The sequence below is a fragment of the Paenibacillus hunanensis genome, assembly GCF_014645615.1.
Taxonomy (GTDB): domain Bacteria; phylum Bacillota; class Bacilli; order Paenibacillales; family Paenibacillaceae; genus Saccharibacillus; species Saccharibacillus hunanensis.
Genome location: NZ_BMMB01000011.1, coordinates 1 through 25,039, shown reverse-complemented (window position 1 = coordinate 25,039; position 25,039 = coordinate 1). Strand labels below are relative to the sequence as shown.

General features: G+C 40.4%; 22 protein-coding genes. 15 read left to right on the top strand and 7 right to left on the bottom strand.

Annotated features, from left to right (window positions below):
* Nucleotides 1-239 precede the first annotated feature (239 nt).
* Nucleotides 240-1,472, bottom strand: coding sequence for an MFS transporter (locus IEX62_RS20290; RefSeq protein WP_188777700.1), 1,233 nt, complete (start codon nucleotides 1,470-1,472; stop codon nucleotides 240-242).
* 487 nt (nucleotides 1,473-1,959) lie between these two features.
* On the opposite strand from IEX62_RS20290, the gene IEX62_RS20285 reads away from it, so the two are divergent.
* The 9 genes from IEX62_RS20285 to IEX62_RS20245 all read left to right on the top strand — a co-directional run bounded on the left by IEX62_RS20285 (nucleotide 1,960) and on the right by IEX62_RS20245 (nucleotide 10,076).
* Complete coding sequence (locus IEX62_RS20285; RefSeq protein WP_188777699.1) at nucleotides 1,960-2,844, top strand: hypothetical protein; 885 nt, start codon at nucleotides 1,960-1,962, stop codon at nucleotides 2,842-2,844.
* A gap of 663 nt (nucleotides 2,845-3,507) precedes the next feature.
* Nucleotides 3,508-3,975, top strand: a complete 468-nt coding sequence (locus IEX62_RS20280) for a copper amine oxidase N-terminal domain-containing protein (RefSeq protein ID WP_188777697.1) — start codon at nucleotides 3,508-3,510, stop codon at nucleotides 3,973-3,975.
* Between the two features lie 109 nt (nucleotides 3,976-4,084).
* Entirely contained in the window at nucleotides 4,085-4,384 is a 300-nt protein-coding gene (locus IEX62_RS20275; RefSeq protein WP_188777696.1) for a DUF7677 family protein, read from the top strand.
* Between the two features lie 323 nt (nucleotides 4,385-4,707).
* Nucleotides 4,708-6,042 (top strand): copper amine oxidase N-terminal domain-containing protein, encoded by a 1,335-nt coding sequence (locus IEX62_RS20270; protein ID WP_188777695.1) that lies wholly within the window; start codon nucleotides 4,708-4,710, stop codon nucleotides 6,040-6,042.
* 226 nt (nucleotides 6,043-6,268) lie between these two features.
* Complete coding sequence (locus tag IEX62_RS20265) at nucleotides 6,269-7,339, top strand: beta propeller repeat protein (RefSeq protein WP_188777694.1); 1,071 nt, start codon at nucleotides 6,269-6,271, stop codon at nucleotides 7,337-7,339.
* A 101-nt stretch (nucleotides 7,340-7,440) separates the two neighbouring features.
* Nucleotides 7,441-7,869, top strand: a complete 429-nt coding sequence (locus IEX62_RS20260) for a MarR family winged helix-turn-helix transcriptional regulator (RefSeq protein WP_188777693.1) — start codon at nucleotides 7,441-7,443, stop codon at nucleotides 7,867-7,869.
* 41 nt (nucleotides 7,870-7,910) lie between these two features.
* The gene (locus IEX62_RS20255) at nucleotides 7,911-8,657 is read left to right on the top strand and encodes an SDR family oxidoreductase (protein ID WP_188777692.1); all 747 of its coding nucleotides are present in this window, start codon (nucleotides 7,911-7,913) and stop codon (nucleotides 8,655-8,657) included.
* 216 nt (nucleotides 8,658-8,873) lie between these two features.
* Nucleotides 8,874-9,404, top strand: coding sequence for a GNAT family N-acetyltransferase (locus IEX62_RS20250; protein WP_188777691.1), 531 nt, complete (start codon nucleotides 8,874-8,876; stop codon nucleotides 9,402-9,404).
* Nucleotides 9,405-9,422: 18 nt separating this feature from the next.
* Complete coding sequence (locus IEX62_RS20245; protein ID WP_188777689.1) at nucleotides 9,423-10,076, top strand: hypothetical protein; 654 nt, start codon at nucleotides 9,423-9,425, stop codon at nucleotides 10,074-10,076.
* A 122-nt stretch (nucleotides 10,077-10,198) separates the two neighbouring features.
* Here IEX62_RS20245 and cydC read toward each other — a convergent pair whose 3' ends face one another.
* From cydC to IEX62_RS20220, 5 genes are all read right to left on the bottom strand, one after another.
* Nucleotides 10,199-11,911, bottom strand: coding sequence for a thiol reductant ABC exporter subunit CydC (gene cydC, locus IEX62_RS20240; RefSeq protein WP_188777687.1), 1,713 nt, complete (start codon nucleotides 11,909-11,911; stop codon nucleotides 10,199-10,201).
* Nucleotides 11,908-13,743: a thiol reductant ABC exporter subunit CydD gene (cydD, locus tag IEX62_RS20235; protein ID WP_188777685.1), complete on the bottom strand. Its 1,836-nt coding sequence runs from the start codon at nucleotides 13,741-13,743 to the stop codon at nucleotides 11,908-11,910. The genes cydC and cydD overlap by 4 nt, the downstream gene beginning before the upstream one ends.
* A gap of 12 nt (nucleotides 13,744-13,755) precedes the next feature.
* Nucleotides 13,756-14,769 carry a cytochrome d ubiquinol oxidase subunit II gene (locus IEX62_RS20230; protein WP_188777683.1) on the bottom strand — a complete coding sequence of 338 codons (1,014 nt, stop codon included), beginning with the start codon at nucleotides 14,767-14,769 and terminating at the stop codon, nucleotides 13,756-13,758.
* Nucleotides 14,766-16,133, bottom strand: a complete 1,368-nt coding sequence (locus tag IEX62_RS20225) for a cytochrome ubiquinol oxidase subunit I (RefSeq protein WP_188777681.1) — start codon at nucleotides 16,131-16,133, stop codon at nucleotides 14,766-14,768. The genes IEX62_RS20230 and IEX62_RS20225 overlap by 4 nt, the downstream gene beginning before the upstream one ends.
* A gap of 269 nt (nucleotides 16,134-16,402) precedes the next feature.
* Nucleotides 16,403-16,681 carry a hypothetical protein gene (locus IEX62_RS20220; RefSeq protein WP_188777679.1) on the bottom strand — a complete coding sequence of 93 codons (279 nt, stop codon included), beginning with the start codon at nucleotides 16,679-16,681 and terminating at the stop codon, nucleotides 16,403-16,405.
* 298 nt (nucleotides 16,682-16,979) lie between these two features.
* Here IEX62_RS20220 and IEX62_RS20215 point away from each other — a divergent pair, with 298 nt between their 5' ends.
* The 6 genes from IEX62_RS20215 to IEX62_RS20190 all read left to right on the top strand — a co-directional run bounded on the left by IEX62_RS20215 (nucleotide 16,980) and on the right by IEX62_RS20190 (nucleotide 23,040).
* Complete coding sequence (locus IEX62_RS20215; RefSeq protein WP_188777677.1) at nucleotides 16,980-17,441, top strand: hypothetical protein; 462 nt, start codon at nucleotides 16,980-16,982, stop codon at nucleotides 17,439-17,441.
* Nucleotides 17,442-17,858: 417 nt separating this feature from the next.
* On the top strand, nucleotides 17,859-19,604 hold the full coding sequence (locus IEX62_RS20210; RefSeq protein WP_188777675.1) for an ABC transporter ATP-binding protein: 1,746 nt from the start codon (nucleotides 17,859-17,861) through the stop codon (nucleotides 19,602-19,604).
* Nucleotides 19,601-20,302, top strand: coding sequence for an ABC transporter transmembrane domain-containing protein (locus IEX62_RS20205; RefSeq protein ID WP_188777673.1), 702 nt, complete (start codon nucleotides 19,601-19,603; stop codon nucleotides 20,300-20,302). Before IEX62_RS20210 ends, IEX62_RS20205 begins: the two co-directional genes overlap by 4 nt.
* 14 nt (nucleotides 20,303-20,316) lie before the next feature.
* Nucleotides 20,317-21,318, top strand: a complete 1,002-nt coding sequence (locus IEX62_RS20200; RefSeq protein WP_188777671.1) for an ABC transporter ATP-binding protein — start codon at nucleotides 20,317-20,319, stop codon at nucleotides 21,316-21,318.
* 29 nt (nucleotides 21,319-21,347) lie between these two features.
* Entirely contained in the window at nucleotides 21,348-21,551 is a 204-nt protein-coding gene (locus IEX62_RS20195; RefSeq protein ID WP_188777669.1) for a hypothetical protein, read from the top strand.
* A gap of 1,000 nt (nucleotides 21,552-22,551) precedes the next feature.
* Nucleotides 22,552-23,040: an NUDIX hydrolase gene (locus tag IEX62_RS20190; protein WP_188777667.1), complete on the top strand. Its 489-nt coding sequence runs from the start codon at nucleotides 22,552-22,554 to the stop codon at nucleotides 23,038-23,040.
* Nucleotides 23,041-23,261: 221 nt separating this feature from the next.
* Here IEX62_RS20190 and abc-f read toward each other — a convergent pair whose 3' ends face one another.
* Nucleotides 23,262-24,725 (bottom strand): ribosomal protection-like ABC-F family protein, encoded by a 1,464-nt coding sequence (gene abc-f / locus IEX62_RS20185; protein WP_188777665.1) that lies wholly within the window; start codon nucleotides 24,723-24,725, stop codon nucleotides 23,262-23,264.
* Nucleotides 24,726-25,039 lie beyond the last annotated feature (314 nt).

Genomic DNA, 25,039 nt, shown 5'->3' with positions numbered 1-25,039 from the left:
CATGGGGCTGTATATAGCTAGCTCCGCAAAATAGGAATTTAAAATACTAATTTCAAATGTACCTGGACGCACCTGCATTCGAAGTCTGTGATCTGCGCTGCCTTATGATAAACGTACCTATATCAATCCACAAACTTGAATTTATTCTTGTTGCACATTATCTTGTTGCAGCATAACATTGCCATTTACATGTACTGCGGCTTGGTTTAGATGCTAAATTACGTTAGCACATCCAGCCTCTACGCAGCTAGCGTCTTATGATGACGCTCATAACGAACCGTCAGTACACAGGCAAGCGCAAATGCAATAATCATCAACCAGATTGGAATGCGTGGATCAAATGTATACGCCCAGCCGCCAATAATACCCGCTGGTGACGTGATCAGCAAAATAAGTACAGACAGCATGGAGAAGATCTTCGCACGCTTATTATCATCAATCGCATTGGCAACAGCCGCTTCCAGATAAGGCGAGCTAATCATCATACCGACCGCGGCAATCACCGTACTGAGTGCCACCCATGCCAGCTCGGTAATTGGACCCACCACGAGCATAACATTGGAAATGACCGATAATCCGAAGCCAGCCATCATCGATTTGTACATGGCCTGTTCTGGAATACGAGGCGTAAGTAGCCATAACACCACGAGCATAACAATCGAAGACACCGCTGGCACCAGAGAGATCAGATCATTATCAATATGTAAGTAATCCGCCATATATAACGAGAGATAGGTCGTTTTTAAGGTGGTCTGGAAATTGAACAATACGTATACACCGAAAATGAGCAAGAGCGAACGACTGGCTGTAATTTCACGAATTGCTCCAGCGTAATCAAGCAAGCTTTTACCGAGCCCAAGATCGCGAGTTTCTTGCATTTTACGATAACCCATCTCGGTTTCCTTCGTTGTCAGATGTCGACCGATAAATTGGAAGGTCATCGAGATTGCAGCAATCCAATACATGATCCGTGTGCCATCGACCAACCCATAGGAATAAACAAGCAGCCCGCCAAGTGGTGCAAACAAGCCACCAATCACGCTAATAATCTGCAATAACGTAAATACATAAGTACGGTCGGACGGGCGCGTATCCTCAACAACGAGACAATAAAAAGCAGTCGAGGGAACACGCTGCAAGCCATTCAAGAGCGCTGCCAATACAAAGAACCATACATTTTGCGATACCGCCCACACAATCGTAGCCAGCGTCCAGCTGAGTAGATCAAAATAAAGCACCGCTCGCTTCCGACCGAGTCGATCGGTCAAATAACCGCTTAAAAAAGAAGATATAACCTGAACAATCAAACTCAGCGTCGTAATCCAGCCGATTGCCGTCTCGGTTACACCAAGCTCGTACATATACAGCGTGGCGTAAGTCATTACCATGCTGTACGGAATCAGAAAAAAAGGCTCAAAGGCAAGACAGCCACGGCTGTTGCCTTGAAGTCGGGGGAACCAGGTGCGTGCCATAATGTGTGTAATCCTCCGTTTGGTAGTGGGATGGTAGAGCGGATAGAGCATTGAGTAGTAAAACACACCTCCTATTGATTTTCTCTTCCATGTCGTTATTATTGTAACAAGCCTCTCTTGTCTTTCAAATAGGTTTATTTGGAGCAAGATGATTCCTATCCTCATTGGGATTAGAGACGACTGCTAACAGTAAATTTATTGTAGCTACTCTTCGTTGTTGTTCCATTTATTTATATAAATTAAATAATAAACGTTTCTAGCCGTTGCTATTCATTCTAGATTAAGTATAGTGTAAACCGCTTACTAAGCTTACATAAAGAAAAAAGAACATAAAAAAGTTAAGCCACGCTTTTATTGAGTCTTGCCACTGTTTTTTAGATTGTAAATGGTGTGGTATAGTCGGTTAAGAAAGTAGTAAGCAATACATAAGCAAATCATTTTTTAAAATAATAATACGGAATAAGCATACCAGGAAAGGAACATAACGATGAGCCATTTTACTGTTGCAGTAATTACACCCAGTTTGCATGATTTGGAGCGTTTATTAGCTCCATTTCAAGAAAATAATATGGGAGATTGCCCGCAAGAATACCTTGAGTTTTTTGATGTGGAAGAAGAGTATCAACGATCTTATGAATCGGAGTCAGCAGAGTATGTAGAAATGGAGGATGGTCGTTTGCTTTCGCCGTACCACGCCATTTTTCGTGTGCCTTCTGCACAACTGATGACGCTTAAGCATGAAGTCCCGGCGCATTTAAGACGTGTGCAGATTCCGCATAGAGAGAAATACAGTACATTTGATGAATACATGATTCAAAGTGTTTTCGGTTATAGCTCCAGGGATGAAAAGACAGGGAGATGGGGCTACTGGGAAAATCCGAATGCTACATGGGACGATTGGCAAGTTGGAGGAAGGTGGCCGAATATGTTGTTGCTTCGTTCAGGCGAAAGAGCTAATGCAGCCCCAATTAAAGATATTTTCTTCATAGAACAGGAGCAATGTGAAGGTATTACCGTTGAAATACAAGGAATAACGATCCCCGCTACATTAGCTCCACAACTCGAGAGTTGTATAGCTGAAGCTTCTCAAGAATGGGATACGGTTATGGAAGGAGAACATTCGTCCGAGATAGCCTATTACATTCATCGGTACGTGAATAAACAAGGTTTTTTACGCGATGTATTGAGTATTAATACGTATGCAGTATTGACGCCAGATGGTGTCTGGCATACCCCTGGAGAGATGGGGAGATTCGGCATAGGTTCAGAAAGTCCAGAAGAAGCCAGAGAATTCAGCACTTCGTTCTATGCTACATTCATCCAAAATGCTGATCCAGAGCACTTTTTGGTCATAGTAGATTGCCATATCTAGATTTTAATGATCGAAAAGAATGATTGGGCTTGCAGTAATTATACGGATGAGAATATCATTTTTTAGCGGCACGAGTTGCAAACTGAATTAATGGAATAATTCCTAGAATGATATAAATAACAAAGAGAATATAAAACAATGCTTCGAAGTCTTGTTTAAACTCTGGCTTAGTAACCAGTACTGATATTCCCAATACCGCCATAATTGTATTTGTAATATGCGGTTTCGATTTGTACTTAAATGCACTATAAATCATAGCTGCTAGTATAAGGATGGTACATACAAAGATAATAACCAAATACATCTACACCTTTCATGATGTAAGACGATAGCTTGAAATAAATTGCAAAGCCATTTATCTACACCATATTTACTTTAAATGAACTTATATCGATCTATGGAATGTTCTTAGCTAGATCAGCATCAGCATTGTGATATGAACTGTTTAGCATATGGGAGTGCTAAAAACTAATGTCGTAACAGTGCCGCCTTTAGATATGAAAAAAATTTTTGCGGTATGAAGAAAATAATGCTGATTTCTAAATAAAATGCTAACATATGTATAACATTTATGTAAATGTTTTGATAATAATCCATACAATCAAGCTGAAACTTAAAAGAGCTACGTATCAATAAATCAAAGAAAATAAAGGGAGCAATATTATGTTAAAAAGAACCAGTTTACTATTCATTCTTATTAGTTTAGTGCTATACACGAATCAGCTTCAATCAACTCAGGCAGCTATACCTGCTATAGCACCGGGTATACATTTAAGCATCAATGGAGAAAATGTAAAGACAGATTATGAAGCTTATATTGTTACAGCAACTCAAACTGCGTATGTACCTATCCGTTTTGTAACAGAAGGACTGGGAGGAACTGTAAGCTGGGACAAAGTGAAGCAACAGGTTACCATTCATTCCAACGATCAACAAGAAATTGTTTTAACGATGGGTAGTAATGTGGCCTATCTGAATGGTGAGATGAAAGTTTTATCTAATGCTCCGCAAATAACGACTCCTAGAGCTATGGTGCCTGTTCGCTTTGTATCCGAAGTTTTAGGTGCTACAGTGGATGCTACAAAATCCAGTGATGGGATTTTAAATGTAAATATTACAATGGGGAAATGAGCACTTTAATCAATTTTTGTTTTCACAGATAATCTTCTTAATACAGTTAGCTACTTCATATTTCATGAAGATTATAATTATTACACATCTCACATAAAGGAGAACAACCATGCAAAAACTAAGCCCTTCCTTCAGTGGAGCCTTACGAACATTTTCCTTTTGGATCGCCAACGGTACGGTAGGAATGCCATTGTTAAAAGGAATCGATTATTCCTGTATTTTTGAAGAACCGAGTGCGCTTGAACAAGCGTATGCGATCTTTGCTAATGTAATTGAGATGGATAATGAAGGTGTAGTGTGCAATGCGAAGCATGCTGAAATGAGAGCAGCTCAGTTTATTCGTAGTTATGTGGATGAAAATTATACAGTAGAGCCGGAATTTGAAGGCTGGGAAGTCGCTTTACACTAGAAACTAAATAATAAAGAAACCAAAGATGATGCTGTACTACTAGGTAAATGTCTAATCTCAGTCAAACGATCTGTCCTATGTATGAGGAAAATCCAGCATAGCGTTAACTTGTTATAGGAAACCGTCTTTTCAGTTCTCAGCCGGCTTTTAACTTCCATTTTTAACTTTCATTATACAAATAATGATACAAATGATGATTTTTTATTCTTTATTATGTAAATATGTAAGATATTCTCTTAAGAAGCTGATCTTGAAAAACTTTTATTAAATTATCTTCATCTATTACAAGTAGGCTACATACAACTCATTTCGGAGGCTATCTAATGAAATATACACCGTTTATATGTATCATGATATTAAGCATTATTACATTAGCAATCTCAAGCTATGCCAGCCCTTCTTTTGCCGCCACGTCTTCCGTACAATTGGTCATTAACAGCCAGAAGATCCAGACGGATGCTCCTCCAGTGAATGTTGACGGCTCTAATATGGTATCGTTATCCTCATTAAAGGCATTAGGACTTCATTTGCAATGGGATGCGAAGGGGCGAAAAATAACGGTGCATTCCTCAGGCAATCGTAATACGCTATCCGTCGTAGTTGGTAATAAAGTAGCTCAATTCGGAGCACAATCCTTGCCACTACAAACGCCGCCTATTTTAAAAAATAATCGTGTACTGGTTCCAGTTCGTTTTATTAGTGAGGCATTTGGAGCGGAGGTTATTTGGAATAGTGCAGATCGGATCGTGATGATTCGCTCGGCAGAACAGCAGTCTAATTACAAAACTTTATATCAGGGAGCGGATCTGGTAAAAGCACGTCAGATCGCGATAGATTTACCGAGTGCAGATCAGCCGATATACAATAGTACAGATGAGGAAATTATCTACGCGTATCATTTTCCAGAAGGAGAAGCACTCCGTTACTATGATTATGAAGGTAATCATGTGAGCTATTATGAAATTGCAAATGATGTGAAATCCTTAGTCTGGGAAGCCGTTGTAGATGAGAAGGGTAGGTATATTAAAGAACACGGTAAGCGTCCTGTATCCGATTCCTCTACCGTTTATTTTAGAAAACATCGCATTGATAACGGAGTAGACTATGGTCGAGTAGGCGATAAAAAATCGTATACGGGTGAAGCTGCGAATGGAACACTGGCTCAAATCATTATGAAGATTCCTAATGAGGTGCGTACAGATCAACTGCAATCGCTACGCCAAGCAAGAGAAGCCGTACTGAGTATGAGAACCGTCTCATTAGGAACGGAATTGCCGACGATCGGCATACAGACATTGATTCGCTATTTTCCGATCGGTAAGTCTGATGTGTATTTTGATGCTACCGATGATTTGATCACGTATTATAAAATCGAAAACAATAAGCGTTACGAGATCTGGTCAGCTAATTATAAAATGGACGTACCCGCTAAGCATAAAGAATTGCCTTTCTTCCCCTATCACATTACAAAAGAAATAGGGAAAAGACCCACGATCACTACGCCTGTAGCGTATTATGTATACAGAGGAGCAATCTCAGACTTGCGCTATGGGTTGATTGATCTGCAAGGAAAGGAAACAGAGCTCGGTCATACTGATCCTTCACAAACGAAGCAATACTTTCCAGTTAGTAATGAAGAATTGGCGCTATTAAAATAAATGGTTGAGAGCCTTCTCATAACTGAACGCCAATGAACAATAATTATATTTTCTGAAGGCAGTATCCTTCACTTTCACGGATAAACTGCACTAGAAAATGATAGTCTAGCGCGCTTGGTTGAGTGAATCGATGGATCAAAATATCCGTGTGCATATGCAGATCTCATTTGACAACATATAGGATACAATTTAATATATGCTATAGCATATAAAAAGGAGGCTCAAAATGAAAAAGCTCATCTTAGCGCTTGAACGCGAATTACTCGTCGCCGAGAAACAGGATAACACATGGAATATACAATCGTTTTTCAAGGGTGCTAATCCAGTATCCCTGGCTGTAGATCCGCATGATGGTAATATCGTCTACTGTGCGACCTTTGATCGCGGATTGTGGAAAACGTACGATGGCGGGGCTTCATGGCAGGCTATCGATATTGCACCTTCGTTTGGTGAGTTTGCACGGCAAGATCAATCCAGTCGAGTGTATACCGTGCTTCAAATAGTTGCTAATCCTAACCATGAAGGGCAATCGATTCTGTATGCAGGAACCGAACCAAGCTCAATTGTACGGTCTATAGATGGGGGCAAGTCCTTTGAGACGCTAACTGATTTTGCCGACGCGCCTTCAAAAGCTAGCTGGTTTTTCCCACAGCGACCGCATACGCATCATGTGAAGCATATTGCGACTCATCCCCACGATCCGCATGCTCTGTATGCCACGATTGAGGTAGGTGGTCTATTTCAGAGTCCAGACGATGGTATGACCTGGATTGAATCTCCACATGCTCCACGTGATATTCATGAATTGTATACCCATGCGCAAGCGCCAAAACGTTTGTATGCTGCATTAGGTGATTCCTTTTTAAAGGAAAATGATCTCGGTCATGGCTATGCCGAAAGTCTGGATCATGGTGCGACCTGGCAGTATATTGCAGATGGGCTGGAGCACCATTATGTATATCATCTGGCTGTTGATCCGCATGATCCAGATATCGTACTTCTGGCAGCTTCCTCTAGTCCTCGACATGCGCATGAGTACCAGAATGGACAATGTGACTCGATGATTTATCGTAAGGAGAAGCACCAGGCATGGACACCCATTACAGCAGGGCTGCCTCCATCGAAAGGGACGCTGGTTTCAGTGTTAGATGTGAACGAACAAGGGGAGTTTTTCGTATTTAGCAATCACGGTGTGTATGTCTCTCAGGATCATGGGTTGACATGGGGACGACTCGATATTCCGTGGAAGCCAGGCTATGTGCATCAGCACCCTTATGCAATGGCTGTGATTGACTAGCGTCAGCGTATCACGACATCCAGCCCTGTATATATTGACAGTCGATGCAACATCTCGTATGATTCAGAAAATTATGATTTGAAGAATGGCGAGGTAACGCAATGAATATATACGACTTGACTGGATTTCTTGTGCATCGTACAGATGTGAAAATGACGAATTATTTTATGAGAAAATTAAGCCCTTATCAGATTACACCAGAGCAGTGGGGAATCATTTCGGTGTTGGATACAGAGCGAGCTGTGAATCAAAAGCAGTTAGCAGAAGCAATTGATCGCGACCAGACGACAGTGGTACGAATGATTCATTCTTTGGAGCGCAAAGAGATGATCAAAAAGATCACCAATCTGGAGGATAAGCGTTCACATCATTTATATTTATCGGAGAAAGGTTCCCATATCAAAAAAGAGCTGCTTCAAACTGTACAAGAAGCGCATGATTATGTGACACGAGGATTTACGGCAGAAGAAAGGGAGCAGCTACAATCATTTCTAAATCGTTTATATGACAATGTAAAGGATGAAGGATAGGACAGATTAATCGTTGATCCTTTAAGAAGGAGGACTTATTGATGTTAATGAATAAAGTAGCGATTGTTACAGGGGCAAGTCGAGGAATCGGAGCAGCTACAGCACGTCTGCTGGCACAACAGCATGCTAAGGTGGTCGTTAACTATTTTAGCAATGCTGCCGCAGCGGAGCAGGTCGTTGCAGCTATTCAAGCGGAGGGCGGTAAAGCTATCGCGATTCAAGCAGATGCGAGAGACGAAGCACAAATGAACACACTTGTGCAGGAGACGCTTCACCATTTTGGCAGGATTGATATCCTTGTCAGCAATGCGTCAATCGGCTTTCCGATGGCTTCATTTATGGATGTATCGTGGAATGATTTGGAGTTAAAGGTATCTGATGAGCTGAAGGCAGCCTTTGTTCCGGCGCGAGCGGTTGCGCCAACGATGATCGAGCAGCAAAGTGGCAAATTGATTTTTATCTCCAGTGGCTTAAGCAATTTTGCACAGGCTGGATTTATCGCTCATGGTGTGGCTAAAAGTGCATTAAATGCCTTTGCTCGCTATGTTGCGAATGAGCTAGGAAATCACCAGATTACAGCGAATATCATCTCTCCGGGTATGGTGGAAACGGATGCTACTTTATATACACCTGTTGAAATCAAGCAGCAGACCGCTCAGATTACACCACTTGGACGTATTGCACAGCCTGAAGATATTGCCCGTGCGGTTCTACTGTATGCAAGTGCTCATAGTGACTTTATTACAGGAGCTTATGTGCCGGTATCTGGTGGAATGGAAATGAACTAATCGAAAAGACCCATTATATGCTATAGCATGAAATGGGTCTTTTTCTTATTCTAATTGCTTCAAATCGAGAAGCTGTCAATATAGAAGTGTTCATGTATGCGTTGTAAAATACACATTACAATGCATCCATCATAGTATACCTATTTTATAGTGGGAATTTGAATAGAAACATGAATGAATGTCAATCGTAATCATTTTACCGAGGGAGACGATGCAATGGAGCAATCACGTTCAATTATGAAGCTAGAACTGAATCCAACGTGGATTGTAGAAGCGGCAATGGATTATGGCGAGATGATTATAGGAGCGATAAACTGGGATAATTTGAATCAATTAGCGCATTTGTTCTACGAATCGTATCACAATACAGTAGATGATGAAGGCGAGACGCCAGCTGAGTGGGAGCAGGAACTAGAACATCTAAGGTACGGAAAGTATGGGTCTGTTCTGTATGATTTATCATTTAACTTATATGCTGCTGAACAATTGATTGGTAGTATTGTATGTTCGAAGTTTAAAGGCATCCATTTAATATTGTATATCGTTATTTCTCCAGCATATCGTGGGAGGAGCTTATCGAAGGTGCTGCTTCGTGAAACGATTCATAGCGCTATACGGAAGCAGCTGGATTCACTTTATCTTGTGGTTACGGACAGTAACGTGGCCGCAACTCGTACTTATGATGCGATCGGTTTTAAAAAGGTAGGGACGGATTGGAAAGAGGTTCTCAAGAAGAATTTAGAATGAAGTTAAGGGGAGAGAAGCATGAAGAGGTGGTTTAAGTCGTTATGGTGGATTGCTATAGCTTTGAACTTTGGCTCCAATCTGTTGGTGATTGTAGCAGCAACAGCTAATTTTCAAAGGAGTATGGATTTAGAAAGTCGCTTTATGCTAGTAATTATAGGTATTCCTTCATTAATACTATTAATTATGTCGGTTGGCGGATTATTAACTCAATCGTCCAAGGATGCACTCCTAGCAAAGTACATTGCGGCTACGATCATTATCGTATTTTTAGTAGTACTGATACCTACCAATGTACGAATGGCTCAATCTCAAGCTGAAGGCTGGCTGTATGACTATGTAAGCAGCGACCCGCTCAAGCTTACAGCAGACGGGAAATATGAATATCGAATGGATCTGTTAAATAACTCGCAACGTAATCATAAAGAGGTTTTATACATAAAAGAACGAGCAGGTACTGAGGAGAAGCACATACGACTACCTATCCATGAGGATTCATCAAAGTCATACTCATTCGGATCTGGAAGGGGCGATTGGGGATGGGCACGAATGATGGCAACAACCGAGCCAGATCAGTATGAACTGACGACTACAGAGTACTTGGACGTTCCTATTCAAACGTTTATGATCAATGTTCGTGAAGGAACCGCTGAGCTCATCTCAGTCGAGCAATGATAGATAGAAGTAGCATATGCATTTGAAAATTTAGGTTTGGATGACGAGTAGGATCACCACAAAGCCCTTGAGAACTAATGCTCTCAAGGGCTTTGTTAGCTCTCATTTATGCCTATATACAATCAAACGACCCTATCCATCTCCAACTTCTTCAGCTTATAAAAATACCCTTGCTGTCGCATCAGCTCATCATATGTTCCAACTTCTACAATGCGTCCTTGATCCATTACAATAATCTGATCCATACGCTCTAATCCAGTCAAGCGATGACTGACCATGATCAGTGTATCCGCCTTAGCGTGCTGGAACAGTAGCTGCAATACACGCTGCTCTGTCACATAATCGAGCGAGGAGGTTGGCTCATCCAGTAACCACAGTGAGCCAGAGCGCAGCAGAATACGGATGAAGGCGAGACGCTGTTTTTCACCATCCGATAGATTCTCGCCTTTTTCCAGGACGAGGTCATCCAGCTTTTTATGGCTGAGATCCACCTGTGCCAGTAGCTCCAGCAAGCGAGTATCGGATACAGCATCTTGTTCCAACAGCAGATTGTCACGCAGTGTACCACTAAAAAAGTGATTATGCTGCAAGATCACACGGGCCTGCTTCCAGATACTTTCCTGATCCAGCTCCTGTATCGATATATCGTTCAAGCGCAGCTCTCCCTGTACGTGTGGATGCAGCTTGAGTATGAGCTCCAGCAGGCTCGTTTTACCTGAACCACTGGCGCCAACGATTGCTGTTTTGGAGCCGGCAGGAATATGAAGAGAGATATCCTGAAGCGTCCAGCGCCAGTCGCCATCATAGCGAAACGATACCTTTTCCATATCGATCCCAACAGGCTGTTGAGGCTCCAGCATACGGGATGCGGGTGCAGGAAGCTCGGCTTCAGCTAGTACGGTGTTCAGTCGCTTAGCCGCATATTCACTGTCTTTTTTATAAGCAGGTAATGTTGCCATAGCCGCCGATTCATCGAATACGGTCATTGCAGTCATAATTAGCATCGCGAGAAACAGTCCATCCATCGAGCCTTGCAGGATCAATAAGGCACCAACGACCAGCACTGCCCATGACATGAAGAAGGTCATAAATGAATGGAGGGATTGCCCACGTAACAGCCGGATTGCATCCTGCTGCTGTGCATCCGTCAACTCGCTCGCCAGCTTCGCTGTACGCTGTTCATGCTCTGCTAAACGACCGTATATTTTTAGATCGATAAATCCATACATCATCTCGGTCGAATCCGTTGCTAGCTGAGCGCGGAGCTGCTGAACAGCGCCCGTTTGCTTCAATTGACTTCTGCGCACAATCGCAGGTACACCAAAAGCGATGATGATCATGCCAGCGACAAATACGAGCGCGATCCAGATCGAGATGAAGGAGGTGACTACTACGGTTGTCAGAAATATCGATATGACGATAATCGGTGGATAAGCAACACGTAAAAAGTAAAATTGCAGACTCTCCACATCGCCAACAATCTTAGCCAGCAGATCACCGCTACGCTGCTGATTCAACCATTGCGGCGAAAGCGGAAGCAGCCTGGAGAAAAACGTCGTCCGCAGACGACTTAATAGTGAAAAGGTGGCGCGGTGCGAGTAGAGACGTTCTCCATAGCGACTTGCTGCACGCACCAGACCGAGCAGCTTAACCGATGCTGCGAGTAAGATCAATGTATATAGCGGCGGCAAAAAGACCGTTTTCGAGATCAGATAGCCACTCATCGAGAATAGTGTAACGCCTGCAATGCCAGCGATAAAGCCAGTAAGGATCGAAATTAAAATGTCCTTGCGTTCCTGTAGCATCGCGCGTGCAAAGATCGATAATTCACTCATGCCAGCACCTCCTGACGCTGTGTACGAACCATAGCTGCATATTGCGGAACCGTAGCGAGCAGCTGATCATGTGTACCCGTGGCTACTAGCGTTCCTTCTTCAACGAATAAAATCAGATCCGCATCGCGAATCGTATGCAGTCGATGCGCAATCGTAATCACGGTAGCATGTTGAGAGAGCTGTTTCATCGAATCCAGCAAAATATGCTCGGTATGCAAATCAAGCCCTGTCGTCGGTTCATCAAAAAAGAGTACAGCCGGCTGTTTGAGAAAAGCTCGTGCAAGTGCCAGTCGTTGTCGCTCGCCACCTGACAAGCCACGACCACCTTCACCAACGACGGTATCGTAGCCATGCTCTAGCTCAGTGAGAAGTGTAGCGAGTCCAGCCGCTTCGGCAGCATGAACAATCTCCGCTCTAGTTACCTCACGATCTGTCGCAATAGCAATATTTTCAGCTAATGTTCCGGCAAAAATATACGGATGCTGTGTAATATAACTTATTTGATCTAACCAGCTTGCTTCTTGCTCTGGTGTTAATTGCTGATTATAGAAGTGAATTTCACCGGAAGAGGGTTTGAGCAGTCCAGCAATTAGATGCAATAAAGTTGTCTTTCCCGCTCCACTTCGTCCGACAATCGCTACTTTAGCCCCCTGCGGGATAGCTAGTGAGCCTGCATGAAGCGAGAAGTTCTCTGCATGGTCTCCATATTGAAATTGAAGATCATGCCATGCGATAACAGAAGAGGATTCAGCCTGTTTCAATTCAGATCCATGAAATGCATGAGAAATAATCGTTGAGCTTCCCGCTGCCTTCCCGTTATGCTCTTTGGCAGAAGCAGAAGCAGTTGTAGATGCCGCTGCTTTTGCTGCTCCAGTTCCTTCTACCAGCAAGGCTTCAATCGTACGAATCGCCCCCAGGCTGGTTCGTCCTCCATGGAAGGCAGTCCCGACATTTTTGAGCATATTATAAAATTCCGGCACCAGCAGCAAGATCAAAAAGGCAGTATGAAAACGCATCGTTTTGAACACAACGAGCTGCAAAGCGAGCTCAAGCGCGACAATACCGATACCAAGCATCACAATTGTTTCCAGTGCAAAGGTGTTCATAAACGCTACCTTTAAAATGCCCATCGTCGAATCGCGATAGGATAAACTGCGCTGCTCAATCTGCTTCTGCTGCGCCTGAGCACGCCCGAATAGCTTGAGCGTAACTAACCCCTGTACCGAATCGAGAAATGTACCCGAAAATTGAGCCAGCTGCTGGAATTTCTCCTCTGACTTTTTCTGTGTTTGTATACCGATCAGCGCCATAAAGAGGGGGATAAATGGAGCCGTAAATAGCAAAATCAGCCCCGATGGAATATGCAATATAAAGACGACAACTAGAATCATGAGCGGCACGATCGAAGCCTCAATCATTTTCGGCGTGTACTGACTAAAATAAGAATCTGCCTCATCGACAGCATCCATGGCTACGCTGACCTTGCCGCCAGTTTGCCCCTGTCTTGCGAACAGTAATGGTTGTGTAGTCAGCCAGCGTAGGCATTTGGAGCGAAAGGTTCGCTTGGCATCCGCGGCAATTCGCAGTCCAATCGAACCATTACTGTAAGCAATCCATGTGCGCAGCAGCATCACGCCCAGCAAGATAGCGACAATAGGTATCCATACACGTACGGGCGCAGACTCTACGAAAACCTGCTGCACCGCCTGTGCTAGTAGTGCCGCTTGCGCAATCGTCATGATCCCAAGCGCAAGCGAGAGTAGACGTATCCAGCCGGTACGTTTTTTCTGTGTTTGCATGAACTCATATAGAAGCCCGGCTTTCGGTTTCATCGATAAACCTCCTCAACGTTTGCCTTTGACATAATCGGCATCAAAAAGGAACAGACGGAAGACGAGTGCCAGTGATGGAATAAGCAGTAATAATCCCCCGATAAAAGCAGCAATTAGCGCAATACCCATTGCTTCTCCGGTCGCACTACCCTGCACCGTAATATACGGATCAAGAATATACGGATAATGTCCGATACCATAAGCGAAAAAGGCACAGCCAAATTGCAGCATTACACTCATAAATGCCCAGCCATAACGACGTTCCTTATACAGCAGCCACAACACGATCAGGAAGAACACCACAGACAGACCGAGTAGCCACCATAGATTCATCATATTTTGAAAATGACGTGCATTGTACTGACTCAAATACAAAAATGCGGTAAAGGCTGCAATAATCGTCGGTGTGCTCCAAAATAACGCATAGCCGCGCAATAGCTTGAGCGCTGGCTGGTCATCCGCCCGATCAGCATAAAAGGTTAGGAATGAAGCACTGATAAACAGCACGGAAGTAATCGCCAGCGCTACAATACTCCAGGCAAGCGGGCTGGTAAGTAGCTTCATATACTCCAGCGTCACCACGCCATTGTTTTCCATAATAAATCCACCTTCGGACAGCACCAGTGCTACCGATAACGAGGCAGGAATAAGCAACCCAGTTGCACCATATAGAAATAAGAAGACGATATTCTTTTTCGAGCCATAATTCTCAAACGCATAAAATGAACCCCGAATCGCAATCAGCACAATCGCAATACTGCCCGGTACGAGCAAAGACGAGCCATAATAATGCGCCGCAGACGGGAAAAAGCCGATCAAGCCGATAAAAAAGAACACGAAGAACACATTGGTAATCTCCCACACAGGAGACAGATAACGTGAGATCAGTCGATTGATCAGATGATCCTTCCCTGTAGCCCGAGCATAAAAGGCGAAGAAGCCTGCGCCAAAGTCGATCGAAGCGACAATCAGATATCCGTACAGAAATATCCACAGCACCGAAATTCCGATAATTTCATAGCTCATGATTGCAGTTCACCTTCTTCCTTTACCTTGGCTGCATGAGTTGCCGCGATCTTCTCCAGTTCAACCTCTGCTGGATTGTTGCGGAACAGTCGTCGCAGGACGATGATGCATAGCGTTCCGAGCACAATGTATAGCAGTAAGAATAAGAAGAAGAGTGGCATAATACTTGGCGAAGTCGTCGCCGCTTCCTCGACACGCATGTAACCGCGAATAATCCATGGCTGTCGTCCTACCTCCGCGTAGAACCAGCCCAACTCCACCGCGAGAAAGGCAAGTGGCGCTCCCAGCACAATCGAGCGTAATAGCCAGCGATTGTATTCATTTCGCTTACGCCATAATAAAAAGACGAAAAAGATCGCCGATATCGCTAATAAAATAAAACCAATGCTAGCCATAAAATCAAACAGATAATGAATCCATAATGGTGGCTGCTCATTCGCAGGGAATTCATTTAAGCCAGTTACCTCAGCATTAAAATCGCTAAATGCCAGAAAACTGAGCGCTTTGGGAATGTGCAGCGCGCCGATAATCTCGCGTTCCGCATTCAGCCAGCCGAAGAAGATCAGGTCAGCCCCTTTTTCCGTTTCAAAATGCCATTCAGCAGCAGCTAGCTTCTCTGGCTGGTGCTCTGCGAGGAACTTGGCAGCCGTATCGCCAGCAAGTGCTGTCAGAAAGCTGAATACGAGCAGCACGCTCATCATGAGCTTGAGTGCCTTTTTCGTATAATCTGTCGCACCCTTGCGCAGAATCGAAAAGGCGGCAATTGCAGCGAGTAGAGCTGCTCCTGTCATATACGCCGAGGTTAATACGTGAAATACTTTAGATGGTGTTGCTTCATTAAACATCGCCTGCAACGGATACACGGCTGTAAATTGTCCATTTACGAGTGAGAATCCTGCGGGCTGGTTCATAAATCCATTCACCGTCGTGATAAAAAAGGCAGACATCGATGCACCGAGTACAATCGGAATCGTAAGCAGCCAATGCAAATAAGGATTGCGGAAGCGATCCCATGTATACAGGTAAATACCGAGGAAGATCGCTTCAAAAAAGAAAGCAAATACCTCCATAAATAGTGGCAAAGCGATCACATTACCAGCTAGCTGCATAAAGTTCGGCCATACGAGCGCGAGCTGTAGTGAAATAGCCGTACCTGTCACGACACCAACAGCGACGGAAATAATAAAGCCTCTCGTCCAGCGCTTCGCCATCAGCGTGTAGTGGTGATCTTTTTTACGTATTCCGACCAGCTCTGCGATAGCGATCATCAGTGGGATCGCCACACCAATCGTGGCAAAAATAACGTGAAAGGATAACGTTAATCCAGTCACAAGCCGGCTCCATAGTACAGTATCAATCATCATAATAGGAATCCTTTCTCCTTGGAATAAGAGATGTTCTATATGAGAGTAGCTTAACAACTTTTCCACGTTGTATGTGATTTTTGATACAATCTTCAAACAAAAATCAAAGATTTAAGGCGATTTAGTGAAAATATGCACAATAGCCCGTTAGGGTTATTGTGCATTGTAATGGAGCGTGCTGGTAGGTTGGTGGAATGGCTAGTTTTGACGGGTGTTGAATAGAAGGAGGGATTTTATATAGAAGAAAAATCATCGGAGTGGTGGCTAGTTCAGTACTCATCCGAAATAATTTCAAACATTAATCCTAAATGTGCTTTAGCTTCAATAAAAGCACTGGCTTGATCCCAATTGTCTATAGACTTACCAAAATCAATACTATGCTCTAAAAAGGGCTGGGTTTTGTTCTCAGTCAGCTCGAATCCATCTATGCCGTAGATTCTAGTTTGGTTTGCTTGTAGTGCAGCAATTTTACGTAATGCTAACTGGCTATTGTAAAATTGAGTGTTATTTTTTTGGATAAAGCCCCGTGTTTGATTGTATGTATCCATAGGTATGACCTCCTGTAAAGTATGATGGTGAGATTGTACTTTCTTATTAAGATTGTTTATAGTATGTTCCTGGTCAGTCTATTATGAACTTTTTGCCTATAGTGCAAGTTCATTATACCAAACCGTAAAATAGACTACGATCCATCAATCAGACAGAGGAAGTGAAAGATTATTCGGCACAGATACTTCATCCAGAGGAAGTGCATCGGCGTTTTGATGGAGTAAAAGAGCAAGCTAAAAAGCACATATAACAATAAATTTGGTATCGCGATCAATATAATGAAAGGAGACTTCAAACATGGGATATTATTTTAATGGAATTCTGACATCAATGGAAGCATGGACTACGTATAAGGCGAAATATGAGCATCTTTGCGCGATAGAGCTGTATCAACATATAGTCGCTATACCTATTAGTGACGATTTTTACGACGAATTGAACAATGAACAAGCGGTAAAGGTACAGAATTATGACTATCTGATAGAATCAATCAAGCAATTGTGCTCGGATTTCTCCATGATTTCTAGGACGGCATATATTGAAGTAGAATATTTTGGAGGCGTAGGCACGCAGAATGCAATCGTATGGGATGCAACTCATATCATTTTTGAAGACACATCGAGTGAGCATGCTGTCAATAAGGCCCTTCAACAACTCGGTGTAGTTCGAACCGATGATCATGATGAATTCGATACCGTAAAGTTGGGAAGACATCGGTCAACTGAACGCTGGCTAAAGGAAGAAAAACATCTACAATGACTATAGGTGCTGGATTGTATAGGATGGACTTACATAAAATTGACTAGCCGTAGACACTGAAAAATACAATAGAACAAAAGGCAAGTTATCCAATATGATAAAAGGAGAGGGCTATCATTTCTAAAGCAATATACCATAGATTGGAGGTTTCTTTATCATTAAAACGTTTAACTGCAATTATGAGAACTTGCTTGATATTAAATGATATTCATCCCTTGGATTACAATGATGTTTTTAATAAGTTTGCGCAAAAATTTAATGTTAGTTGTTTCGACGTTGAAAGCTACATATTAAACCAAACATCAAGCTATAGCGAAATGGCTAAGTATATATCTTATATTTGTTTTGAACTGATAGAAAGGATAATCCCTATAATATTCCAAAATAATAATCATGAAAATCAGAGGAGGTATTATTTTGATTAGTGATATAAATTTGTATAAATGGTTAATTTCATATTTAGCTAAATATAGAAAAAAGTATTTCTTGTTACTACTCGTTAGTTTATTGATTTCATTACTACAACTAGTAGCTCCTCAAGCAATAAAATACATTATTGACAGCATAATTCCTGAAGGAGCGCTTAATCGTCTATATATAATTTTAGTAGCTTTAGCAATAGGCATCGTGTTATTAATAACCTTCCAATCGATATCAAATCTTCTGTTAAGGTATATCCAAGAATATCCCGTTGCAGATTTAAGAATTTCACTACTGGAACATCTTAGAAAATTAGGAGTACCCTACATTGAAAAAGTTTCTACAGGAGCAATTTTAAATCTTTTTAATACTGAAATTACAGCAATACAAGAGTTCTACCGTAGAATACTTCCAGAGATAACTAGATCAGTTATTTTATTATTAGTTTCCATAGGGTATTTAGTATCTATTGATTGGAGATTAAGTCTTTTAATTATCCCATCTTTTCTTATCAATTATTTTATTGGTCCCTATTTTAGTAAGTTATCGGCTAAATACGGAAATGAAACGAACATATTGAGAGGCGATTATAACAAAAAAGTTTATGACAGTATTGTAGGAGTAAGAGAAATAAAATTAAACAATGCCTATGACTGGGATAATGCCAGCTTTATAAAATCATTTATAAATTATAAAAAATCTGAATTTAAGCTATTAACTATTAATCATACAAGAGCCTTTTTTAGAAACCTAGTGATAAATATCGGTTTTATTCTCATTATCCTAATTAGTTCATATCTTGCAATTAAAGGTGAGTTGACAATTGGTTCATTCGTTGCTTATTTATTCTGCTATTTTATTGTAATGGATAATCTTTTAGGGATGGTTAACATACTTACAGAACAACAAATACTTAAATTCCAAATCCGTAAAGTGTTTGATTTCAGTAATTTAAAACCCAGCGTAGATGAGAATTCAGTCCAAAGTGAATATAAAGTAAATGAAGAATTTAAGGGGGAAATCTCTATAAGAGAACTCTCATTTAATTACGGAACTAATTTTAACACTATTGATGGTTTAAACATTGAGATTAAACCTGGTGAAAAAATAGGTTTAGTCGGTGAAAGTGGCTGTGGCAAGTCTACACTCCTAAAATTATTAATGAGATTTTATCTACCTGTAAAAGGTGAAATCCGAATTGACGGAATTCCTATAAATAGTATTAATCCACATCAGCTTAGAGAGAATATAGGCATAATATTTCAAGATCCATTTATTTACGCAGATACTGTAGCGCAAAATATTCGATATGGAAACCCTAACGCCACTGATGAGGAGATCATTAAGGCAGCAATGGATGCTAATGCAAATGAATTTATTATGAGACTCCCTAATAAATATCAAACTATTATAAGTGAAAAAGGAAGTAGTTTGTCTGGAGGGGAAAAACAACGGATCGCTATAGCTAGAATGTTTCTCAGGAATCCAAAAATTGTTTTAACTGATGAGGCTACCTCAGCTCTTGACAATTTTAATGAACATCAAGTGATTTTAGCATTAAACAAATTATTTGAAAATAGAACAACTATATCAATAGCTCATCGAATTGCTTCAATTAAAGATTATGATAGAATTTTGTTTATGAAGGATGGGAATATTGCAGAAGAAGGAACCTTTGATGAATTATTTAAGTATAAAGGCGAATTTTACAATATGATTAAGTCAAGGAGACAGTTGATGTGATAAAAACTAATTTAAAGTGGTTTCTTAGTTACTTTTCCCAGGCTAAACTAGGGATATTTTTTGTAGTGCTTTTAGTTATAATTGCTGCCTTCTCAAATTCAATGATGGTTAGATTACAAGGAATAATTATTGATGAACTTTTGTTGTCTGCAGACTTCAATCTCCTGTTAAAGTATGTTTTTATTATTTTTGGTGTAACAATTTTATATTTTGCTTCAAACGGGTCTTCTAATATACTTGCTTTTAATAGCGCTCGTCATATTAGTGAGGCAATGGTTAGTGATCAATACACAAAATATCAAAGAATAAGTATGAATGAATTGCAGAAACAAAAGAGTATGCAATTTGTTAATCTATTTACTCATGATCTCAATCAAATTATTAATTTAATATCTTATCTTTTTCCGAAGCTTCTTTTAAATTCATTATATCTTTGCATTTACTTATGGTTTTTGCTTTCCACAAGTGTTTCAATGGCTCTTATTATGATAGGGATTGCCTTAATTTATATCTATCTTAATAAGAGACTTATAAAAAATCTACATAGCACAGCGGCATCCGTCCAAAATACACGTGCTGATTTGTTAGTAGGTATTGAGGAAAGAATAGTTTCAACCCGCGAAGCTATAGCATACAATAATTGGGATTTTGAAAAAAAAAGATTCAAAGTTTATTTTATGATTTCTTTGCAAAACTAACCAAAGAGACAAGAATGATAAATAAAAGAAATATATATGGTGAATCGCTGAAATGGAGAACACAGATCATCTTTTTAATCTATGGAGGTTATTTAACAATTAGTAATCAGATTACTATTGGAGATTTTGTTGTTGTATATCAATTTGCATCTCGATTTTTAGCTGTCACTAACGATTGTTATACACTTTCTACAGATTTAGTAGAAGGAATGGTCCATGTCGAACGGTTAAGAACTATAGACAAATACCAAAAAGAGCAATCTGGAAACATAATGTTATTGAATCCAATCAAAAAGATTCAATTTAAGAACGTATTTTTTAGATACCACCCCCAAGGTGCATTTGTTCTAGACGACCTTAACTTAGATATAGATGCGGGTAAAAAAATCGCACTAGTGGGGAGAAGTGGAAGTGGAAAATCAAGTATAGCAAAAATACTAACTAAATTAGAAACCGTTGAGTCAGGTCAGATACTTATAGATCAGATTCCCATTAATAACATCAATAATAATTCTTTACGTAATAATATTGCAATAGCATCGCAAGATCCTCATATTTTCCCAGAGAGTATTAAAACAAACATATTAATGGGAGCTTCGAAAACAGAAGAAAAAGTTCAGAAGACTATCCAGAGGGTGTGTATAAGTGACTTGATTGATAACCAATCTCAAGGACTAGAAAAACTGGTTGGAGACAGAGGTGTTACACTTTCAGGTGGACAAAAACATAGGCTTGCAATAGCTAGAGCATTAATAAGAGATAGTGAGATCTTAATTCTAGATGAGTCTACATCAGCACTTGATTTTGAAACCGAAAGAAAAATACAAATGAATATAGATAATTATAGAAAGGGAAAAACAACTATTATAATTGCTCACAGACTTTCGACGGTCATGAACTCTGACATGATTTGTTTTATGAAAAATGGAAGAATTGTAGCAAGCGGTACGCATGATGAATTAATGTCTGACTTTAATGAATATAGAGAACTGGTAGAAAAAGAAATAATTGATTAATTTTGTGTATAAAGAAAGGAGAAATTTAATTGAGTATTGTAGAAGAACTTATCTCAAATGTTACCATTCCCAAGATGATGACAGTAAGACAAAAGTTTCAACGAAAGGAAGACAAAACTGATATATGCATAACATTAAAAAATAAGTTGAATTTACCTAGATATTTGGATGTTATGCCAAAAAAAGAAAAAAATTACATAACAGCAGAGGAATCAAGAATATCAGCAAGATAGTCAAAATACTAGTTAATGAGCTAAAAGGTTATCAATGTGCCCCTTAAATTTGCTATCGTCGTAGTTGAAGATGCCAACGAAGATATTTGTATTTTAAAGCTATTGCCATCTTCCATGATTATAGCAAAAGAACCTTTTTTGTTAGATGAAGCTAAAAAGAGACTTGTGTTAAAGCTGTCGGTATTGGCATGGCTGATGTCGCTTACGTAACCATTTGAGGGCGTATCAATGATCTTGGCATCGCCAATTATACCGGGAACGTTCGACGATGGGACTTACATTCCCTTGAATAAAGCGATGCTAGGCACGTTCGGAGGTAAATCCTAGGTCTTTTCCCAGCAGATGAAGCATCACGATATAGGTACTGCTTTGCTGAAGCAGATGTTGGTTTTTCGTCTAAGAAAAGGAGCAAAAGCTTGCGATTCGTGCGAGACTTTTTTCAAAATAGCGAAAAATTGACTTGGTATTGAGCGTGGTTGTTGTTTACAATAAAGATGTCTTTGCATAGGAATCCACCTTCCCAAATGAGGTTTGGTCACTTTCATTTTGGACGTTTTTCTGAGCCAAGGCTATTTTTTAACTAGCACCACAGGTATACTTATTATATTTATTGGGGCGAGTAGCTGGCAGATTATTCCGACGATAGTTGGTATAGTACATATGATATGGGGCTGGCAGCCTGAGGAGTTAAATAGCGCAATTTCAGCTTTTTATATCTATGTGATTTTCAAGGTGTTTCGGTGGCTATAATTATAAATGTAGGGGCACCGATGGATAAAGGTTATCAAACGCTAATTCTTATTATTCAAATGTTCATGAGTGCACTGTTAGTATTATCTGTTTTTAAAGTGACATCCTATCATTTTCCGAATCCACTTCAAATAGTTAGCATCGGGGGTGTCATTTTAGTAGGTATCTTTTACATCATACATAAAAGATCGAAGAAAGCCTTGTAAACGAAAATATCTATACTTGAAAATGTTCTTTGAGGAGGATGAAAATGGGATTCCCAACACATATCGTTTCTGCTGGTGGCATTGTGGAGGATGGTAAAGGTAATATTTTATTAGTTAAAGCTCATGACGATGGCTGGGTGTATCCGGGTGGTATTACCGAAGTTGGAGAAAACTTGATTGACGGTGTGATTCGTGAGATCAGAGAGGAAAGTGGAATAGACGTTACTGTCAATCATCTGATCAATGTGGTTTCCAGCACAGCGGTACATAAATGGTATGACGGTACAACCGATGTTCCAACAAAGGTCATGTTTGATTTTGTATGTACAGCAGAAGGCGGGCAGCTAACAATCTCTGAGGAAACCAGTGAATGTCGCTGGGTGCCAAGAGAACAAGTTCTCGATCTGATTACACTACCTGCTATACGAATGCGATATGAAGCTTATTTAAATTATAGTGGCTCGGTAAATTACATAGAATACAGTACGCCAACGATGGCAGAATTTGAAGTAAAGGATCAAAGGCACATCTAAAAGCTTTTAACGTAGATTCTCTATCAGGCGAATGATAAAACAGGATTCAAGAAAGAGAGAAGAATCCATGCGTACCAAAGCCCTTTTATCAAATTAAAATTCAATCCTGCTAAAACGCAAAGTGCAATGCAATATGAAAAGATGAACCGGAGCTTATTTCAACATAAGCTCCGGTTCATTTGATCTATAAATTGTATACGGTTATGCAAGTATAAAGGGAATTACAGTTTACGGACAATCTGTTTATCCTCTATCGTATACACCTGATCAGCAACATTGTCTACGAGTCGTGCATCGTGTGAAATAAAGATAATGGTGCCAGCATAGCTTCTCATCAAATGTTCCAGCGCTTCGACTGAAGCAAGATCCAGAAAATTACTTGGCTCGTCCATTAGTAAGATATTGTATTGACCAAGTAGCATTTTTGCAAGCTGTAATTTGATTATTTCCCCTCCACTTAATACGGATAGTTGCTTTTGCAAATCTTGAGGCGAGAATGCTAGTGCAGCTAGTACAGAACGGATTTCGGGTATGAGGTATTCGCTGTCTTCCTGCATATAGTTCATCACGTTTTGATTACCCACAAATGTGTAGCCATTTTGCATAAAATAACCAATTTTTGCTTTTGGCGCCAGTGTTATGCCTGCTTCATGATTGATGACCATTTGAAAAAGTGTTGTTTTTCCTGAACCATTCTCACCAGTGATTGCTATCTTTGCGCCTAGTGCGAATTGGAAAGAGGCTTTATCAAAGATAATTCTGTCTCCAAACTGTTTGGTAATCTCGTGACCAATAATAGGAAAAGAGTTATGGAGTGCTACAGACTGAGTTTGACGAAACTGAATAGCAGAAGTAGGATCTGGCGGCTTTACATCGCCAAGGATTTCGATTCGATGCTCCATATTTTTCACTGCATTATACAATTTTTTCTGCTTACTGCCTGTCGATTTTTGATGAGCTAATCTGCCTCCACTTTCGGTGTTGGGCTTTTTCGATGCTTTTTTCTTTTTTTGATCTATTTTTTGAGCTTGACTTTTTTTGTCGGCAATGGACTTTTCCAAACGATCGCGTTCAGCGATGAAGTGTTTGAATTGCGTGTGCTGATTGTTTCGTTCTGCCTCTTTTTGCATAACGTATTCGGAATAATTGCCAGGGTATTCGGTAATACTGCCATCCCTTAATTCCCATATTTTATTGACTAACTGATCCAGTACGTATCGATCATGGCTAACAATAAGCAAAGCACCTGAATAGAAGGAGAGTTGGTGAATCAAGAAATCAATCCCTTCCCGATCAAGATGACTTGTAGGTTCATCTGCAAAAATGGCATGTACGTCGCCAGATAGAGCTTGACCAATTTTTAGTCGGGTTTCTTCGCCACCACTTCGGTGCTCTATATTTAATTTGTTTATGCTGAACTTACCCATCAATGCGTAATCGACTTGTTCGTCCATGGTAACAGAATCCAATTGGGGGATATAGCTGAAATTCCCTTCTTTTCTTACAGTTCCTTGTGTTAGCGTTACCTGACCTAGTAATACTTTTAACAGCGTGCTTTTTCCGGCTCCATTGGTACCAATTAAACCAATACGATCATATGGATAAAGCTCTAAATGATCAATATCTAATATATTTTTTCCTAAATACTCCATATATATATCTTTTGCATGAATTAATGCATTCATTTTATAGGTCTCCTTTATAACATCACGATATTCATAAAATCATCGTAACGAATGAGGCTATTGATTATAAATAGATTGTATTTAAAAATAAAAACAAAAATGCAGATCAAAGCCAATGTGTAGGCTTTGATCTGCATTTTCACGGTAAAGTACATTACAATATAACGAAAGGCATAGCTAAATAAACGATCCCCATCGCTATCCATATCACTCTAAACGCAAAAATAAGCAACTCAAAAAAGCCTACACTCATGTGGTATTATCCCCTTTAAGTAGACATTCGAAAAAAGACATCTGTTAAGATGGATTTAATC

What these genes read in the sequence shown, in the direction of transcription:
- IEX62_RS20285 (WP_188777699.1), top strand. Translation starts at nt 1,960, where the DNA reads ATGAGCCATTTTACTGTTGCAGTAATTACACCCAGTTTGCATGATTTG.
- IEX62_RS20260 (WP_188777693.1), top strand. Translation starts at nt 7,441, where the DNA reads ATGAATATATACGACTTGACTGGATTTCTTGTGCATCGTACAGATGTG.
- IEX62_RS20200 (WP_188777671.1), top strand. Translation starts at nt 20,317, where the DNA reads ATGATAAATAAAAGAAATATATATGGTGAATCGCTGAAATGGAGAACA.
- IEX62_RS20275 (WP_188777696.1), top strand. Translation starts at nt 4,085, where the DNA reads ATGCAAAAACTAAGCCCTTCCTTCAGTGGAGCCTTACGAACATTTTCC.
- IEX62_RS20230 (WP_188777683.1), bottom strand. Translation starts at nt 14,769, where the DNA reads ATGAGCTATGAAATTATCGGAATTTCGGTGCTGTGGATATTTCTGTAC.
- IEX62_RS20270 (WP_188777695.1), top strand. Translation starts at nt 4,708, where the DNA reads ATGAAATATACACCGTTTATATGTATCATGATATTAAGCATTATTACA.
- cydC (WP_188777687.1), bottom strand. Translation starts at nt 11,911, where the DNA reads ATGAGTGAATTATCGATCTTTGCACGCGCGATGCTACAGGAACGCAAG.
- IEX62_RS20190 (WP_188777667.1), top strand. Translation starts at nt 22,552, where the DNA reads ATGGGATTCCCAACACATATCGTTTCTGCTGGTGGCATTGTGGAGGAT.
- IEX62_RS20265 (WP_188777694.1), top strand. Translation starts at nt 6,269, where the DNA reads ATGAAAAAGCTCATCTTAGCGCTTGAACGCGAATTACTCGTCGCCGAG.
- cydD (WP_188777685.1), bottom strand. Translation starts at nt 13,743, where the DNA reads ATGAAACCGAAAGCCGGGCTTCTATATGAGTTCATGCAAACACAGAAA.
- IEX62_RS20280 (WP_188777697.1), top strand. Translation starts at nt 3,508, where the DNA reads ATGTTAAAAAGAACCAGTTTACTATTCATTCTTATTAGTTTAGTGCTA.
- IEX62_RS20245 (WP_188777689.1), top strand. Translation starts at nt 9,423, where the DNA reads ATGAAGAGGTGGTTTAAGTCGTTATGGTGGATTGCTATAGCTTTGAAC.
- IEX62_RS20215 (WP_188777677.1), top strand. Translation starts at nt 16,980, where the DNA reads ATGGGATATTATTTTAATGGAATTCTGACATCAATGGAAGCATGGACT.
- IEX62_RS20220 (WP_188777679.1), bottom strand. Translation starts at nt 16,681, where the DNA reads ATGGATACATACAATCAAACACGGGGCTTTATCCAAAAAAATAACACT.
- IEX62_RS20255 (WP_188777692.1), top strand. Translation starts at nt 7,911, where the DNA reads ATGTTAATGAATAAAGTAGCGATTGTTACAGGGGCAAGTCGAGGAATC.
- abc-f (WP_188777665.1), bottom strand. Translation starts at nt 24,725, where the DNA reads ATGAATGCATTAATTCATGCAAAAGATATATATATGGAGTATTTAGGA.
- IEX62_RS20250 (WP_188777691.1), top strand. Translation starts at nt 8,874, where the DNA reads ATGGAGCAATCACGTTCAATTATGAAGCTAGAACTGAATCCAACGTGG.
- IEX62_RS20225 (WP_188777681.1), bottom strand. Translation starts at nt 16,133, where the DNA reads ATGATGATTGATACTGTACTATGGAGCCGGCTTGTGACTGGATTAACG.
- IEX62_RS20290 (WP_188777700.1), bottom strand. Translation starts at nt 1,472, where the DNA reads ATGGCACGCACCTGGTTCCCCCGACTTCAAGGCAACAGCCGTGGCTGT.